The sequence below is a fragment of the Arthrobacter sp. CAN_A1 genome (assembly GCF_015751665.1).
Taxonomy (GTDB): Bacteria; Actinomycetota; Actinomycetes; order Actinomycetales; family Micrococcaceae; genus Arthrobacter_D.
In genome coordinates this window covers 200,382-215,644 of sequence record NZ_JADOUR010000005.1, presented here as the reverse complement: position 1 = coordinate 215,644, position 15,263 = coordinate 200,382, and the positions used below count along the sequence as shown (strand labels likewise).

Sequence of the window (15,263 nt, the reverse complement as noted above, 5' to 3'; positions counted from 1 at the left end):
CTGGGAGCTGTTCCGGCGGGAAAATTCAGGATCCGACTAGGCGTTGTTGTTGCTCGCCGAGACCCTTAATCCCGAGCGTCATGGTGTCCCCGACGCTCAGGTAGGGGAAGCGGCCGGAGAGGGCAACGCCCTCGGGGGTGCCGGTGTTCACCACGTCGCCCGGATCCAGTGCCAGATACTGGGAGAGATCCCTAATGATCTCGCCGACACCGAACACCATGTCCGCCGTGGTGGAATCCTGCCGGGGCTCGCCGTTCACCGCTGAGTACAGCCGCAGGGCCTGCGGGTCCGTCACCTCCGCGGCGGGCACCAGGGCGGGACCCAGCGGGTTGAAGGTCGGAGCACATTTGCCCTTGGACCATTGACCGCCGGAGTGGCCCATCTGGTAGTCACGTTCCGAGACATCGTTGCTGATCGTGAACCCGGCGATGCAGTCGAGGGCCTCCTCGGCGCTGGCCAGATAGGAGGCCCGTTTGCCGATCACCACGGCCAGTTCCACCTCCCAGTCCACCTTCTGCGCGCCCGGGGGGATGACGACGTCGTCGTACGCACCGACCACCGTGTTGGGATGCTTGAAGAAGATGATGGGTGCCTTCGGCGGGAGGTCGCCGGTCTCCGCAGCATGCGCGGCGTAATTTTGTCCGATGCAGACGACGGCGCCGATGCCGGTCAGTGGCGCACCTACCCGGAGGGAAGCAGCATGTTTGAGCTCCGGCAGCTCACCCGCGGCGAGGGCGTCGCGCACCCGCTGGATCCCGTCGGCGCCGAGGAAGGCTCCGGTGATGTCGGTGGTCAGCCCCCGCAGGTCGAAGGTGGTGCCGCCTACGCGCACCACCGGGATTTCCTGGCCGGGCTCGCCCAGTCGCAGCAGTTCCATTTCGGATCTCCTTTTTGGCTCAGTGTGACGCGGCTGATCCTACTTGTGCGCCGCTTCGTTCCACAGCGTGCTCATCTCGGTCATGGCGCGTTCCATGATGGCGAGCATCGACTGGTGGGCATCCACCGGGTTGCCGCGCTGGATGGCGCTGGCGACGTCGACGTGCATCTGGAGGGCTTCCTCGTGCGGGTGTTCGGGCATCAGTCCGTAGTGGGTTCGCCCGGTGAGGACCTCGGCGACCAGGGAGTTGAGTTTGCCGAACATCTCGTTGCCCGAACTGGATAGGACGAGGCGATGGAACTGGATGTCGAGGGTCAGGAACAGGTCGGTGTCGCCGTCCTGGCCGGCGGCCCACAGCTTGCCGGCCAGCCCCATGAGCTCGCTGGCGTCGGCCAGCGGCGCCCGCAGAGCGGCCAACCGGGCTGCCTGCGGTTCGATGGCGGTGCGCAGTTCGGTCAGGGACCGCAGCTGGGCCACCCGACCCGGTGACGCGAGCCGCCACCTGATGACCTGGCGGTCGTAAAGGTTCCATTCGGTGGCGGGGAGCACCTGGACGCCCACCCGGCGGCGGGATTCGACCATGCCCATCGACGCGAGGACGCGCAACACCTCGCGGATGACCGACCGGGAGACGCCGTAGCGCTCCTCGAGTTCCTCGATCCGCATCACCGATCCCGCGGCCCACTCGCCCGCGCCGATGGCCAGTCCCATCTGGTCAATGACCGATGCGTGCAGGCCGGGGGGCACAGCACCAGGGGAGAGGGGATCGGTTGGCCGCATGAAGTGAAGCGTATCAAGAGCATCCCAATGGGGTCACGGGGTTGCATAAGTATGATCTTTGTCACTACTATCGTGGTTTATAGCAGATGTAAACCGATCATCTACTCCTGGCCCCGGTCAACGCGGGTGTCCTCAACGAAGAGAACTGGAGCAACAGTGCAGCGCAAAACTATGCGGGTAGCCGGACTGGCGGTCACGGCATTGCTGGGCGGAACCCTTGCAGCATGCGGCGGAGGTGGCGGCGACGAAGCTTCCGACACTCTGCGGGTCACCCTCGCCAATCACGTGTGGACCGACAAAATCATTGAGGCCATCCCCGAATTCGAGGAAGAAACCGGTCTGACGGTCGAGCTCACGCAGCTCGGCGAGGACCAGCTTTCAGCCCAGTACAACGTGCAGCTCAACGCGGGCACCGACGAGATCGACGTCATGATGTACCGGCCGCTGCAGGAGGGCAAGCTGTTCGCCCAGAACGGCTACCTCGCGGACCTGACCGAGCGCGTCGAAGCCAACTCGGAGTGGGAATGGGCCGACTTCCAGAGCGGCCCCGTCGACTCCACGACCTTCGAGGACAAGGTGGTCGGCATCCCGACCATCACCGAGCGCGAAGTGCTGTACTACCGCACCGACCTCCTGGAGGAAGCGGGCCTTGAGGTCCCCGAGACCCTTGAGGAACTCGAAGCGGCTGCCCAGCAGATCAGCGAAGAGAACCCCGATGTTGCAGGTTTCGTTGCCCGCACCGGCAAGTCACCGGCCGTCACCCAGTTCTCCAGCTTCCTCTACAGCTTTGGCGGCGACTTCATCGATGAGGAAGGCAACTCGGCCATCTCCTCACCGGAAGCCAAGGAAGCGTACGAGTACTACGGCCGCATGATCAACCAGTACGGTCCCGAGAATGTCAGCACCGACATGAGCTGGCCCGAGGCGATGGCCATCTTCACCCAGGGCGGTGCGGCCTTCTACACCGAGGCTGACAGCCTTTACCAGAACGCCACAGACCCAGCGAACTCGCAGGTAGCCGAGAACGTCGGCTTCGCTCCACTGCCTGCAGGCCCCGCCGGTTCCAAGCCCTACAACGTGCCATCGTGGGGCCTCGGCATCAACGAGGCGTCGAACAACCAGGACAACGCCTGGAAGTTCCTCGAATGGGCCACCAGCAAGGAAATGGTCCTCGAAATCCAGCAGGAAGGCGTCCCGGGTCCACGCACCTCGGTCTGGGCCGACCCTGAGGGCACCTCGACCTACCCCGAGGATCTTGCTGCAGCCATCGAAGCCAGCGCCGAAAACGGCGTCGGCTACGACCGTCCGCTCGTGATCAACGTTGCTGAAGCCCGTGAAGTGGTGGGCGATCCGATCGTCATCGGCATCACCGGCGGCGACGTCGACGCGGCGGCTGACGCTGCTAGCGAGTCCTTCCAGGCCTTCCTGGACGACGAACGCGAATAGCGTTCGACGGCGGCTCCCGTAGCCGCCTGCGATGCGGCGCCGCCCGGTGGGGACCACCTCCGCCGGGCGGCGCAACCAGCACCCTCACGCGCTCCACCCCACCAAGAATGCAACCATTGCACTTCCTGCAACAAGGACGTTGACCATGACTGTCGCCTCCCCACCGAGGATCAACCCGCCGAAGGACCGTAGGCCGGGAAACACCCGCTACAAGGCCTACTCCGACTGGGCCAACAATCACCGCAAGTGGCTGTTCGCAGCGCCGGCCATGATCTTTGTCGGCATCCTCATCATCTTTCCGCTCGGTTGGACGATGTACCTGAGCCTGACCGACTCCTCGGGGTCGGTCCGCGCCGAGTCCGACTTCATCGGGTTTGCCAACTACGCCGAAGTGCTGACCGACACCGAACGCTTCTGGCCCGCCGTCGGGCGCACCTTCGCCTTCACCTCGGTGGCGCTCGCCGTCCAGATGGTCCTCGGCATGGGTATCGCGCTCCTGTTGTGGCGCCCGTTCAAGGGTGAGAAGTGGGTCCGGGTGGCCATCCTCCTGCCCCTGGTCGCCACCCCGGTTGCCGTCGGCATGATGTGGCGGCTGATCTTTGATCCGAACATCGGCTTCGCCAACCAGGTCCTCGGTTTCGTGGGCATCCCGCCCCAGCCGTGGCTATCCGGCCAGGCGACCGCCCTGCCCACGGTGATCTTCATCGACATCTGGCAGTGGACCCCCATGGTGGTCATCATCCTGCTCGCCGGTCTCACCTCCCTGTCGGAGGAGCCCGACGAAGCGGCCCGGATCGACGGCGCCAACGCGTGGCAGCGGTTCCGCTACGTCACCGTCCCGCTGCTGATGCCCACCATCATTGTCGCCGTCCTCCTGCGGAGCATCGACGCCCTGAAGACCTTCGACCTGCTGTACGCCACCAAGGGCCGCGGCGGTGGATCCTTCAACGAGGTGGAGACGCTGAACATCTACGCCTACGGGCTCAGCTTCGACTACAACGACTACGGGTTGTCCTCCACCGTCCTGATCCTCTTCTTCCTCATCATCATCGGCGCCATGTGGGTTCTGACCCGCCGCCGGAAGGACGTGTAGCTCATGAGCACGATCGCCCCCCACCTGAGCCAGGGCAGCACCCAGCCCACCGGTATCCCGAAGCGCCGGAAGAAGCCACTGCGCCGGCAGGGCTACAAGATCTTCCGCGTCGCAGCGCTGACCCTCGTGGTCCTGGCGTTCATTGCCCCGCTGGTCTGGATGTTCCTTGCCTCCCTGAAGACCAACGTGGACATCTACGACGCGTCCAAGACCCTGATCTTCACCCCCACCGCCGCCAACTACGAGACCGTGCTGGGCCGCAACAACTACTTCTCGTTTGTGTTCAACAGCTTCTGGGTGGCGTTCGCGTCAACCGCGCTGTCCCTGATCATCGGCGTTCCTGCTGCCTATTCCATGAGCCGGTTCGCGATGCGCCGGTCCGCACTGGTGGTTCTGATGGCCCGGATCATCCCGGGCGTCAGCCTGCTGGTGCCCTGGTACTACGTGTTCTCCAACCTGTCAATGGTGGGCGGGTACGGGGTGCTGATCCTGTCGCACATGTTCGTGGCGTTGCCGCTGATCGTGTACATCATGATGTCCTACTACGATTCGATGCCCCTCGAACTCGAAGAGGCCGCCCGGGTGGATGGGCTCACCCACATCGGCGCCTTCCTGCGGATCACCCTGCCCCTGTCCATCGGGGGCGTGGCGACGGCCGGCATCCTGTCCTTCATCTTCTCGTGGAACAACTTCATGTTCGCCCTGGTGCTCTCCGGCGCCGAGACGAAGACCCTGCCCGTGGCCATCTTCAACTTTGTTGCCTACGCCAGCATCGACTGGGGAGGACTGATGGCCGCCTCAGTGGTGGTCACCATCCCGATCATGGTGATCGCCCTGTTCACCCAGAAGTACATCGTCTCCGGCCTCACCGCCGGCGCAACCAAGGGCTAGACCATGGCACACACATCAACCCCGCCGATCGTGGTCATGGGGGTGCAGGGCTCTGGGAAGAGCACCATCGGGGCCCTGCTCGCCGAACGCCTCGGCGTCAGCTTCGTCGACGGCGACGACCTGCACCCCGATGACAACAAAGCCCTGATGGCTGCCGGCACCCCGTTGACCGACGACAACCGGCTGCCCTGGCTGCACACGATCGGCACGGTGCTGGCCGAGGGGCGGGAAGACGGCGTCGTCGTCGCCTGCTCCGCCCTGAAGCACGCCTACCGGGACCTGCTCCGCGGCCACGCGCCGGACCTGGTGGTGGTGCACCCGCACGGGACGATGGAGCTGGTGGCAGCGCGGATCTCGGCGCGCGAGCACGAGTACATGCCGCCGTCGCTGCTCGCCTCCCAGTACGAGAGCCTGCAGACCCTGGGCGACGACGAACGGGGACTCACCGTCGACATCTCCGACCCGCCGCAGGCCATGGTTGACCACATTCTCGCGTACCTCTCCGAAAGCTCCATTCATGCGCATTAGCAGGATTGAAACCTTCCTTGTCCCACCGCGCTGGCTTTTTGTCAGGGTGGAAACGGACAGCGGCATCGTCGGGTGGGGTGAGCCCGTGGTGGAGGGGCGGTCCGAGACGGTGCGGACCGCCGTCGAGCAGCTCTCCGAACTGCTGATCGGCGCCGACCCGCTGCGGATCGAGGACCACTGGCAGGTCATGACCAAGGGGTCCTTCTACCGTGGCGGAGCCATCCTGGCCAGCGCCGTCGCCGGCCTGGACCAGGCGCTGTGGGATATCGCCGGGAAGTCGCTCGGCGTGCCGGTGCACCAGCTGCTCGGCGGGCACGTCCGCGACCGGGTCAGGATGTACGGCTGGGTGGGCGGCGACGAACCCGCCGAGGTGGCCGACTCCATCTCCGCCCAGCTCGAGGTGGGACTGACCGCCGTGAAAATGAACGCCAGCGGCAGGATGAGCCCGCTCGGCAGCGTCGCTGAAATTGACGCCGTCGTGGAGCGCGTCGCCGCGGCCCGTGAGGTGCTCGGCCCGCACCGCGACGTCGCCGTCGACTTTCACGGCCGGTTCACCCTCGCCAACACCCGGCGGGTCGCGCCCCTGCTGGAACCGTTGCACCCGTTCTTTCTCGAGGAGCCAACGGTGCCGGAAAACTCACACCTGATCGGCGGCCTCACCAGCTCCACCAGCATCCCGATCGCCACCGGGGAGCGGCTCTACAACCGGCAGGAATTCCTCCCGGTGCTGCAGGCGGGGATCGCCGTAGCGCAACCTGATCTGTCCCACGCCGGCGGTATCACCGAGGTCCGCAAAATCGCTTCCCTCGCCGAAATCTACGACGTGCAGCTGGCGCCGCACTGTCCGCTGGGACCGCTGGCGCTCGCCGCCTGCCTGCAGGTGGGGTTCGCCACCACCAACTTCCTAATCCAGGAACAGAGCATCGGCATCCACTACAACCAGGGTGCCGAGGTGCTCGACTATGTCCTGGACAAGACTCCGCTGAAGTTTGTGGACGGCCACATTGAACGGCTCACCGGTCCCGGTCTGGGAATCGAGATCGACGAGGCAGCAGTCCGCCGGGTGGACAAGAACGGCCACGCCTGGCGCTCACCCGTGTGGCGGCACGACGACGGTTCCTACGCCGAGTGGTAAACCGGCTTTCAGCCCTACGAAAGGACCACCCATGACTGACTTTCTTGCAGGACTCTCCGACTCCCGCCTGCTGGCCATTATCCGCGGGACCGACCGCGACGCCTCAATCCGCGCCGCCGTCGCCCTGGTCGATGAAGGGGTCCGCCACCTTGAGGTGTCGCTGAACACCCCTGACGCGATCGACGTCATCGCCGCGGTGCGCCGCGAAGTGGGGGACCGGGCGACCGTTGGGGCCGGAACGGTCCTCACCGTCGACGACGCCGAGCGGGTGGCCGCTGCCGGCGGGCAGTTCGTGGTGACCCCGGCCGTGTCTGCGTCGGTGGCCGCAGCGGTGCAGCTGCAACTGCCCGTCATTGCCGGTGCGTTGACTCCCACTGAGGTGTTCACCGCGATGGACCAGGGTGCCACCGGCATCAAACTTTTCCCGGCCTCCCTCGGCGGGCCCCGCTACCTCTCGGCCCTGCGCGACCCGTTCCCGCTGATCCCGTTTGTCCCCGTCGGTGGGGTGGATGAGGCCGCGGCCGCCGATTATCTGGCGCGCGGTGCCGTCGCCGTCGGAGTGGGCTCACCGCTGGTCGGGGACTCGGCGTCGGGCGGGGACCTCGCTGAACTACGCCTCCGGGCCCGGCGATACCTCGAGCTCGCGGCGGCGGTCGCCGGATGAGCGAGGGCACGGACGGCGGGCCGTCGATGGAGGTGGTCACCTTCGGCGAAACGATGGCATCCCTGCGTGCTGCCGGGTTGCTGCGGGCCGGGGGAACGATGACCATGTCGCTCGGCGGTGCCGAAACCAACGTGGCGATCGGCCTCGCCCGGCTCGGCCACACGGTGAGCTGGATGGGCAGGCTCGGCGCCGATGAGGTGGGCACCTTCGCGTTGCGGACGCTGCGCGCCGAAGCGGTGGTGACCGACGGCGTCGTCCTCGACCCCCAGCGCGCCACAGGCCTGATGCTGCTGGAAAAGCGGATTGCTGACGTGTCGCGTGCCGCCTACTACCGGGCGGGCTCGGCGGGGTCGGCGCTGTGCATCGACGACCTGCGGGCGGCGTTCGACGGTCAACCGCGGATCCTGCACCTCACCGGGATCACTCCGGCGCTGTCCGCCAGCGCCGCGGAGGCAACCCTGTGGGCCGCGGGTGAAGCGAAGCGCCGAGGCATCCTGGTCAGTTTTGACGTTAACTACCGGTCAAAGTTATGGACCGCTTCCGACGCCGCCGCGACCTTGGGTCCGCTGGCGGACCTGGCCGACTTCATCATCGCCTCCGACGACGAACTCGCCCTTGTGGCACCCGTGGCACCTGGGGGGTCGGAAACCGACGCCGTGGCCGGCCTGCACCGGCGCGGGGTCAGGGAGGTCATCATCAAACGGGGTGCGGCAGGTGCATCCACCTATATAGCAGGAGCGCCGGCGGCCCACCAGACCGCGCTTCCGGTCCCGGTGGTGGACACGGTGGGCGCCGGGGACGCATTCACCGCCGGCTACCTCTCGGCCTTTCTCGACGGCGAGCCGATCCCCGGGCGGCTGCTCCGCGGCGTCACGCTCGGGGCGTTTGCCGTCGCCGGTTCCGGAGACTGGGAAAACCTGCCCTACCGCAGCGAATTGAGCCTGGTCGCGCAGTCCGCCGGCAGCACCATCCGCTAATCAGTCCTGTTCATCTACAGGAGTTCGAATCAAGGAGACGTCAGTGAAAATCAAGAGCGCAGAAGTGATCGTGTCGAGTCCGGACCGGAACTTCGTCACCCTGAAGATCACCACCGAGGACGGCCTGACCGGGCTTGGCGACGCCACCCTGAACGGTCGCGAACTTGCTGCCGCCGCTTACCTTGAGCATCATGTGGTGCCGCTGCTGATCGGGCGGGACGCCCACCGGATTGAGGACATCTGGCAGTTCCTGTACCGGGGCGCGTACTGGCGCCGCGGGCCGGTGACCATGGCGGCGATCGCCGCGGTCGACGTCGCGCTCTGGGATATCAAGGCGAAGGCGGCGGGGATGCCGCTGTATCAGCTGCTCGGCGGCGCGTCCCGGGACGGCATCCGCGCGTATGGCCACGCGAGCGGGCGGGACATTCCCGAGATCCTCGACTCCGTGCGGGAGCACCTGGACCTGGGGTACAAGGCCATCCGCATCCAGACCGCTGTGCCCGGCATCGACGCGGTCTACGGGGTGGCGGCGCAGCCCAGCGCCGGCGGCACCCGGTACGACTACGAGCCGGCGCAGCGGGCGGCCCTTCCCGCCGAAGAAGACTGGGATACCCGCGCCTACCTGCGGCACATCCCGACCGTGTTTGAGGCGGTCCGGGCCGAGTTCGGGCCGGAACTACCGCTGCTGCATGACGGCCATCACCGGATGACACCGATCGAGGCTGCGCGGCTGGGCAAGTCGCTGGAACCGTATGACCTGTTCTGGCTGGAGGACTGCACGCCCGCGGAGAACCAGGATGCGCTGCGGCTGGTCCGGCAGCACACCACCACACCGCTGGCCATCGGCGAGGTGTTCAACACGGTGTTCGATTACCAGACCCTGATCCGTGAGCAGCTGATCGACTACGTCCGCTCGGCCGTCACCCACACGGGCGGGATCAGCGCCATGAAAAAGATCCTCGACTATGCGGCGCAGTACCAGATCAAGTCGGGCATCCACGGGCCCACCGACATTTCCCCTGTCGGAATGGCTGCGGTACTGCACCTTGACCTGGCGATCCACAACTTCGGGATCCAGGAATATATGCGCCATGGAGACCTCACCAACGAGGTTTTCCAGCAGTCGTTCTCCTTCACGGACGGCTACCTGCACCCGGGCGAGCAGCCGGGACTCGGCGTCGAACTGGATCTGGACGCCGCCGCAGCGCACCCCTACACGCCCGCGTATCTCCCCTTCAACCGGCTCAAGGACGGGACCATCCACGACTGGTAGGCCACGGCTCGTCAGGTGGGGGCTGTGCCAGCGGCCCGCGAGGTTGCCGCGGCCCGTCAATCTTCGGATACTGGGGGTTCCTGTCCAGACTGCGGGAGGCCAAATGGACGGCACGATGGACGAGGCGGCACGGAGGGTGCGCCGGGCGGCCGAGTATCGTGCCGCGCAGAACGGTGACACTGCGCAGAACGGTGATGCCGCGCAGAACGTTGACCCGGACTGGTGGCTCAAGGAGCTGATCATCCGTGAGCAACTGACCGGGTTGGCGCCGGAACCGTTTCTGCTGCGGAAGGACGATGCAGAACTGGACGCCCGTCTGCGGGCCGAGCCCACCGAAGCCGCGGTTCGGCAGGTCCTGATGGAGTTCAACCGGCGGGTGGTCAGCGCGCGTCGTCAGCTGCTCGGCGGGCCTCCGGTCATCACCCGGACCCGGGACATCGACGCGGAGGTGGCCCGGTGGAAGGCTGGACGCCGCCCAACCGAGCCAGTCCGGGAGGACACACCAGCGCCGGCTCCACGGCAGCTCCGCTGGTGGCGACGACCCGGCCGGTAGTTCCTCGACAGGACTGTGCGCTTTCGAGGTTCCGTCCCGGATTGCCGCCGGTTCAGGCGGGGTACGCCGCTCGCAGTTCGCGCATGCTGAGCTTGCCGCATCGTTCAAGCGGCGGCAGGAGCCCCAGCACGGCGTCCAGGTCGTGGCGTTCCAGACGGGACTTCAGTACCCCGGCCAACGCGGCGAGTTGCTCAAGTCCCAGCATTTTGCTGGAGCTTTCAATACTGAGGATGACATCCATCAGCTGGGCTTCATCGCGGGCCTCGGCAGCACGGGTCAGCCGATAGAACCGCTGGTCCCACATGCCGATGGAGATCTGGATGAAGGCCTGGCAGGCCACCGGATTTTCAAGCTCCCGCTCCAACCGATCCAGGGTGTGCGGGGAATGAAGAGGCAAAGCTTCAATGGCGTAGTCGATCATAGTGTCCTCTTCTTTCCCGTGGGATTTCAGGCTAGAAGAAGACGGTGCCGGTGTAACGAGTGGTGGCTACTCGATTCGGCGCAGGGTGTACGCGAGCAGTCCGTGGTTCCTACCCGCGGCGGATCGCGGCAGGAGACCTAGCCGGTCAGGGCTGCGGCGTACTCCCGGGACACCTGATGGCCCAGGTGGAGGGTGAGTGCTGACCCGGCCGCGAGCACCGGATCGATGACGGGAAGACCATACCGCCGGCGAAGTTCGCGGGTGACTCCCATACTGGTCAGCCCGGTGCACGCTTGAAGGATGACGTCGGCGCCGTCGTCAACCAGCCGTTCAGCCGCGAGGTAGGTTCGTACACCCCCGATGGCGTGAGCAGTTCCTGGGTGTGGGTGACGCCGTCGGGTGACTGCACCGTGTGGAGGTGACTGCCCAGCACCTCGACAACGGCCGGGGGAGGATCAGCGCTCAAGGCGAGCACCCCGATCCGCGAACCCAGAGCCAGGGCCGCCGCGGCACCAGCCGAGCCGGCACCGACCACCGGAACGTCGACCAGGGCGCGGATTTCCGCGAGGCCGGGATCGGACGAGCAGCTGATCATGATGCCATCCACGTGCGGTGCCAGGTCGGCGGCGAGGGCCAGGACCTTCGGCGCCGCGGAGTTGTGGGTGTGCTGGTCGTAAACGCCCTCCGGCAGGTCATGAACTGCGCGGGAGATCACCTCGACGCCGAACGCGTCCTGGACGGCGCGGCCGTGGACGTTCAGCAGCCGTGGGTCACTGGCGGTGAGGACTCTGATGAGGCCGATGCGTGTCATTGATTCCTCGGGGGGAGGGCGGGGTGGTCACTTCCATGGTGACGGCGCCGGAATAACACAGGGTTTCGGGCGGGTTAGCACTAAAAGAGCCGTCAGCCGGGGCGAGGCTAGCCGTTGTAGGCGCGCTCCAGCCCATTGATGTCAATCTTTCGCATGGTCAGCATCGCCTGCATGGCACGGCCGGCACCCTCGGCGTCGGCGTCGGCGCCGGACAACAGCTCCCCGAGCCGGGTAGGGACAATCTGCCAGGACAACCCGTATTTGTCCTTGAGCCAGCCGCACCTTGACTCCTCCCCGCCGTCGGCGGTCAGTGCCGTCCACAACCGGTCGGTCTCCTCCTGCGACGAGGTGCTGATGGCGAGGGATACGGCCTCGGTGAAGGGAAACTGCGGGCCGCCGTTGAGGGCCTGGAACGCGACGCCGTCCAGCTCGAAGTGCACCATGATCGCCGTGCCTGCGGGCTGCGGGCCGCCCTCGCTGTACCGCGATACGTCAGTAATCCGCGAGTTGCCGAGCAGGGAAACGTAGAAGATGGCGGCCTCTTCGGCCTGCGAATCAAACCAGAGACATGGTGCTATCGCTGACATGGGGGACTCCTGGTGCTGGGGCTGGGTGTTCGGTGTTCGTAGTCTGGCCCGGCAGCCCCCGTCGCGCAAGGACCGCGGGGTGGCTAGAGCAGCTTCTCGAGGTGGCGTCGCGCGCTATCCACTGCGCGCTGCGCGTCGCGGGCGGTTCGGGTCGCCGCGGACTGGTCCAGTTCGGCGTCGTCGATCTGGGTGTCGAGGGTCAATAGAACCCCCCGCAGCTCGGTGAGCCGACGCTGCAGGTCCTCTATTTCGATAGTCAACCCGGTGCGGCGGTCCTGGAATTTGTTGAGCCGGTGTCCCGCGTCCTCTGAGTCGTCGTCGGCATCGGCCAGGGTGCGTTCGGCGTCCTCCAGGTCGGTGTGGGCGTTCTCGACCCGCTCGTCGTCGGCCTCTGAGCCCCCGTCGGTTGATTCAGCGGAACCGGTGCCGGTGGATGATTCGAACGGCCCGCCCACGGCGCCCGTCAGGTCGGCGGCGTCCCAGCCGCTGGCAGCCAGCGAGCGGAGGAGGCGGCCGCTCGCAACGGCGGCTGCGGCGTCGGGATCGGTCATCGCGGCGCGGAACGTCTGCTCCACCTCGGCGGCGACGGAAGCGCTGACACCGTGACCCAGTTCCTTCGCGAGGGAGAGGCTTTCCTTGCCGAGCAAGGTCAGGAGCCGCTGCCGTTGCTGACCGAGCTCCTTCATCAGCTTTTGGTCAAGATTCTCCTGGGCGGCGCGCAGTGCGACGCCGAGGTCGAGTGCCTGATCGACAGCCTCTCGACGGTGCTGGACCAGCATGTTGATCAGCCACCCCGCCATCGACGGCTTCGGGAGCCGCTTGATCTGTCCGGAGAGCAGCTTCTCGCCGGCGCCCTTGGCCGCCGCATTGCGTTCGGCGGTGAAGTCCTCCAAGCGCAAATCGTACAGGCGGGCGGCAGCCTCCGTGAGTGCTGCGTCCGATGATTGCCGAGTGCTCACTTGGTCCTTCCGGTAAGCGGGTGGGTGTGGCCCCAATGTAGCGGTGGTGACATACCTCTCATAATTGCCGCTACCATTCCTTTAGGGGTATCGGTCTGGGGAGATAGATCGGCCATCGTCGGGCAGCGTATCCCTGCAGCTGCAGGGGTGAAACGTGGGTGCCAAAGACAACGAAGGAGTAGGTCAGTGGCGACGAAATGGGAACCTCGGTTCGAGGGGGAGGTGTTACCTGAGTCGCTGTTTGCGCAGGCCCATGCGGCTACGTCCGAGGTCACACTAATCACCGATGCCCGCCAGAATATCGTCCACGTCTCGCAGACCTTTACCACTATTACTGGATACAGCCCTGAGGATGTGGTGGGGCTAAATTGCCGGTTGCTGCAGGGGCCTGGGTCTGATCCTGAGACGAAGCGCGCCATGAGGACAGCAATGGCCGCAGGGGAGCCTTTCCGCGGGGAAATCCTTAACTACCGTAAAGACGGTTCGGCATTTTGGAATGACCTGAGCATGGTTCCGCTGCGCGATGCCGGCGGTCGGATCGTCCATTATGCCAGCGTCCAACGGGACATCAACACTCGGATTGCCTTACACGAGCAGCTGCGGTTCCAGGCAATGCATGATCCGGTGACAGGGCTGCCGAACCGGGTGGCGCTTACGGGTCGGTTCCAGGACGTTTTTGCTAAGGGTGACCACACCAAGGTTACGGCAGCCGTAGGCATGATCGATCTTGATGATTTCCGGACAGTCAACAACGCCTTCGGTCACGAAGCGGGGGACCAAGTGCTCAAGGAATGGGCTGTGCGCATGCAAGCCAACATGCGCGACGGTGATTTTCTGGGCCGGATGGGGGGCGACGAATTTATTCTCCTGGTGAAAGACATTGACCGCGCGGCGGCGCCGGTGGTGCTCGCGGGAATCCTGGATTCGCTTCACGATGTGGTTGAACGGCCGTTCATCGTCTCGGGGAGAAGCATTAGCGTGGGGATGAGCATGGGACTGGCACTGTATCCTCGCGATGGGTGCGATATGGCGTCGTTGCTGAGGAACGCCGATGACGCGTTGTATCAGTCGAAGAAGTTGAAGACTAACCGTGACCGGTGGTGGACGCTCTCTGATACTGATTCGGTGACCGAATTAGGGTCCGACTTAAACTATCTGAAGGCGGGCGTTGCTGGCCTCGGCGGACGGTTGGAGAGCAGCGCTATTGACGGTTACCGGGAGCGGCTGCGGTCTGGTGGGCTCGAGTCGTACATGCAGCCCGTCATTGACCTCCGCGACGGATCGGTTCACCTGTTTGAGGCGCTGGCCCGCCTGCGGATGCCCGACGGACGGATTGCCTCGCCCGGCGAGTTCCTTCCCTATCTGACCGAAGACGAGCTTGACCTGCTCTTTGTTGGGATGATCGATCAAGCGCTCGGTTGGGTGGCACGGTGGGATCGGGAGGGTCTGCGTGCGAACATTTCGGTGAATCTCCCCCCCAGCACCCTGCTCAACCCGGATTGCGTGGAACTGGTTCGCACCGCTTTGCAGCGCCACGGGATCTCACCTGACCGGTTAGGCCTGGAATTGCTCGAATCACAGACCCTTGAGTGGGAGGTGCAGCGTGATGCCTTGGATCAGCTCGTGGGCCTCGGGGTTGGACTCGCGATGGATGACCTCGGCGCTGGCTACAGCAGCCTCAAGAGGTTGTCGGTCCTTCCTTTTAACGCCATCAAACTGGATCGCGAGCTTCTCACCGAGATCCGCAGGAAGCCTGTGGAGACACTGAGCATGATTGCGTCCCTCATCCAGATGGGCCGTGATTTTGAAATGAACGTCGCCATCGAGGGGCTGGAGGACCTCGGGATCACCGAGGCCGCCGTCGTCCTCGGCGCTCCGCTGGGACAGGGGTTCTACCTATCCCGTCCGCTACCTGCCGCGGAGGCTGCTGGCTGGGCACGCGACTTCACCTTCGATGCGCAGATGAATGCGCCGCGAACCTATCTGGGTGGGTTGGCCTACCATTGGCAATTCGCCCGGCTGGGCGCACCTCATCCTCGGCCGCTGGGAGCCTGTCCCCTCACTGGACTACTCGACGACAGTCCCGCCAGTGAGGATGTGATGCGCTGGCACGCTTTGCAGCACGATCCCGATGAAACCCATCCATCGGCAGGCCGCCTGCTCATAGACTGGTTGGTGCAGCAGATCCGGCGGAAAGGTGCTGGCACCCCCGGAGTCTTCACTCCGATCTAGGGCACTCATCACCCCACCTACCCCGCCGAGAAGTGA

General features: G+C 65.4%; 17 protein-coding genes. 10 read left to right on the top strand and 7 right to left on the bottom strand.

The genetic code is table 11. From position 1 onward, the window contains the following. Window positions 1–25: 25 nt before the first annotated feature. Together IWX62_RS08190 and IWX62_RS08185 are read right to left on the bottom strand one after the other, a co-directional pair. Window positions 26–877 (bottom strand): fumarylacetoacetate hydrolase family protein, encoded by an 852-nt coding sequence (locus tag IWX62_RS08190; RefSeq protein WP_196840860.1) that lies wholly within the window; start codon window positions 875–877, stop codon window positions 26–28. Window positions 878–916: 39 nt separating this feature from the next. Then, window positions 917–1,657 (bottom strand): FadR/GntR family transcriptional regulator, encoded by a 741-nt coding sequence (locus IWX62_RS08185; RefSeq protein ID WP_196840859.1) that lies wholly within the window; start codon window positions 1,655–1,657, stop codon window positions 917–919. A gap of 156 nt (window positions 1,658–1,813) precedes the next feature. On the opposite strand from IWX62_RS08185, the gene IWX62_RS08180 reads away from it, so the two are divergent. The 9 genes from IWX62_RS08180 (at window position 1,814) to IWX62_RS08140 (ending at window position 10,217) form a co-directional block, all read left to right on the top strand. Further along, on the top strand, window positions 1,814–3,103 hold the full coding sequence (locus tag IWX62_RS08180; protein WP_333483290.1) for an ABC transporter substrate-binding protein: 1,290 nt from the start codon (window positions 1,814–1,816) through the stop codon (window positions 3,101–3,103). A gap of 145 nt (window positions 3,104–3,248) precedes the next feature. After that, on the top strand, window positions 3,249–4,196 hold the full coding sequence (locus IWX62_RS08175; protein WP_333483289.1) for a carbohydrate ABC transporter permease: 948 nt from the start codon (window positions 3,249–3,251) through the stop codon (window positions 4,194–4,196). 3 nt (window positions 4,197–4,199) lie between these two features. Beyond that, window positions 4,200–5,087, top strand: coding sequence for a carbohydrate ABC transporter permease (locus IWX62_RS08170; protein ID WP_196840858.1), 888 nt, complete (start codon window positions 4,200–4,202; stop codon window positions 5,085–5,087). 3 nt (window positions 5,088–5,090) lie between these two features. Next, window positions 5,091–5,615, top strand: a complete 525-nt coding sequence (locus IWX62_RS08165) for a gluconokinase (RefSeq protein WP_196840857.1) — start codon at window positions 5,091–5,093, stop codon at window positions 5,613–5,615. Further along, window positions 5,605–6,750 carry a galactonate dehydratase gene (gene dgoD, locus IWX62_RS08160; RefSeq protein WP_196840856.1) on the top strand — a complete coding sequence of 382 codons (1,146 nt, stop codon included), beginning with the start codon at window positions 5,605–5,607 and terminating at the stop codon, window positions 6,748–6,750. The genes IWX62_RS08165 and dgoD overlap by 11 nt, the downstream gene beginning before the upstream one ends. A 31-nt stretch (window positions 6,751–6,781) precedes the next feature. Then, on the top strand, window positions 6,782–7,414 hold the full coding sequence (locus tag IWX62_RS08155; RefSeq protein ID WP_196840855.1) for a bifunctional 4-hydroxy-2-oxoglutarate aldolase/2-dehydro-3-deoxy-phosphogluconate aldolase: 633 nt from the start codon (window positions 6,782–6,784) through the stop codon (window positions 7,412–7,414). Next, window positions 7,411–8,391 carry a sugar kinase gene (locus IWX62_RS08150; RefSeq protein WP_196840854.1) on the top strand — a complete coding sequence of 327 codons (981 nt, stop codon included), beginning with the start codon at window positions 7,411–7,413 and terminating at the stop codon, window positions 8,389–8,391. Before IWX62_RS08155 ends, IWX62_RS08150 begins: the two co-directional genes overlap by 4 nt. Window positions 8,392–8,434: 43 nt before the next feature. Beyond that, window positions 8,435–9,664, top strand: a complete 1,230-nt coding sequence (gene manD, locus IWX62_RS08145) for a D-mannonate dehydratase ManD (RefSeq protein WP_196840853.1) — start codon at window positions 8,435–8,437, stop codon at window positions 9,662–9,664. A 103-nt stretch (window positions 9,665–9,767) separates the two neighbouring features. After that, the gene (locus tag IWX62_RS08140) at window positions 9,768–10,217 is read left to right on the top strand and encodes a hypothetical protein (protein WP_196840852.1); all 450 of its coding nucleotides are present in this window, start codon (window positions 9,768–9,770) and stop codon (window positions 10,215–10,217) included. A gap of 52 nt (window positions 10,218–10,269) precedes the next feature. Here IWX62_RS08140 and IWX62_RS08135 read toward each other — a convergent pair whose 3' ends face one another. The 5 genes from IWX62_RS08135 to IWX62_RS08120 all read right to left on the bottom strand — a co-directional run bounded on the left by IWX62_RS08135 (window position 10,270) and on the right by IWX62_RS08120 (window position 12,995). Next, window positions 10,270–10,638 carry a hypothetical protein gene (locus tag IWX62_RS08135; RefSeq protein ID WP_196840851.1) on the bottom strand — a complete coding sequence of 123 codons (369 nt, stop codon included), beginning with the start codon at window positions 10,636–10,638 and terminating at the stop codon, window positions 10,270–10,272. Window positions 10,639–10,775: 137 nt separating this feature from the next. Then, window positions 10,776–10,919, bottom strand: coding sequence for a hypothetical protein (locus IWX62_RS16255; protein ID WP_333483303.1), 144 nt, complete (start codon window positions 10,917–10,919; stop codon window positions 10,776–10,778). Further along, on the bottom strand, window positions 10,916–11,449 hold the full coding sequence (locus IWX62_RS08130) for an aspartate/glutamate racemase family protein (protein WP_333483288.1): 534 nt from the start codon (window positions 11,447–11,449) through the stop codon (window positions 10,916–10,918). Before IWX62_RS08130 ends, IWX62_RS16255 begins: the two co-directional genes overlap by 4 nt. Before the next feature lie 107 nt (window positions 11,450–11,556). Beyond that, the gene (locus IWX62_RS08125) at window positions 11,557–12,036 is read right to left on the bottom strand and encodes a VOC family protein (RefSeq protein WP_196840850.1); all 480 of its coding nucleotides are present in this window, start codon (window positions 12,034–12,036) and stop codon (window positions 11,557–11,559) included. An 83-nt stretch (window positions 12,037–12,119) separates the two neighbouring features. Then, window positions 12,120–12,995: a YscO family type III secretion system apparatus protein gene (locus IWX62_RS08120; protein ID WP_196840849.1), complete on the bottom strand. Its 876-nt coding sequence runs from the start codon at window positions 12,993–12,995 to the stop codon at window positions 12,120–12,122. Between the two features lie 186 nt (window positions 12,996–13,181). Here IWX62_RS08120 and IWX62_RS08115 point away from each other — a divergent pair, with 186 nt between their 5' ends. Further along, window positions 13,182–15,227 (top strand): putative bifunctional diguanylate cyclase/phosphodiesterase, encoded by a 2,046-nt coding sequence (locus tag IWX62_RS08115; protein ID WP_196840848.1) that lies wholly within the window; start codon window positions 13,182–13,184, stop codon window positions 15,225–15,227. Window positions 15,228–15,263: the final 36 nt, after the last annotated feature.

Coding starts and splice junctions, on each gene's coding strand:
- IWX62_RS08190 (WP_196840860.1), bottom strand. CDS start 877: ATGGAACTGCTGCGACTGGGCGAGCCCGGCCAGGAAATCCCGGTGGTG.
- IWX62_RS08185 (WP_196840859.1), bottom strand. CDS start 1,657: ATGCGGCCAACCGATCCCCTCTCCCCTGGTGCTGTGCCCCCCGGCCTG.
- IWX62_RS08175 (WP_333483289.1), top strand. CDS start 3,249: ATGACTGTCGCCTCCCCACCGAGGATCAACCCGCCGAAGGACCGTAGG.
- IWX62_RS08170 (WP_196840858.1), top strand. CDS start 4,200: ATGAGCACGATCGCCCCCCACCTGAGCCAGGGCAGCACCCAGCCCACC.
- IWX62_RS08165 (WP_196840857.1), top strand. CDS start 5,091: ATGGCACACACATCAACCCCGCCGATCGTGGTCATGGGGGTGCAGGGC.
- dgoD (WP_196840856.1), top strand. CDS start 5,605: ATGCGCATTAGCAGGATTGAAACCTTCCTTGTCCCACCGCGCTGGCTT.
- IWX62_RS08155 (WP_196840855.1), top strand. CDS start 6,782: ATGACTGACTTTCTTGCAGGACTCTCCGACTCCCGCCTGCTGGCCATT.
- IWX62_RS08150 (WP_196840854.1), top strand. CDS start 7,411: ATGAGCGAGGGCACGGACGGCGGGCCGTCGATGGAGGTGGTCACCTTC.
- IWX62_RS08140 (WP_196840852.1), top strand. CDS start 9,768: ATGGACGGCACGATGGACGAGGCGGCACGGAGGGTGCGCCGGGCGGCC.
- IWX62_RS08135 (WP_196840851.1), bottom strand. CDS start 10,638: ATGATCGACTACGCCATTGAAGCTTTGCCTCTTCATTCCCCGCACACC.
- IWX62_RS08130 (WP_333483288.1), bottom strand. CDS start 11,449: ATGACACGCATCGGCCTCATCAGAGTCCTCACCGCCAGTGACCCACGG.
- IWX62_RS08125 (WP_196840850.1), bottom strand. CDS start 12,036: ATGTCAGCGATAGCACCATGTCTCTGGTTTGATTCGCAGGCCGAAGAG.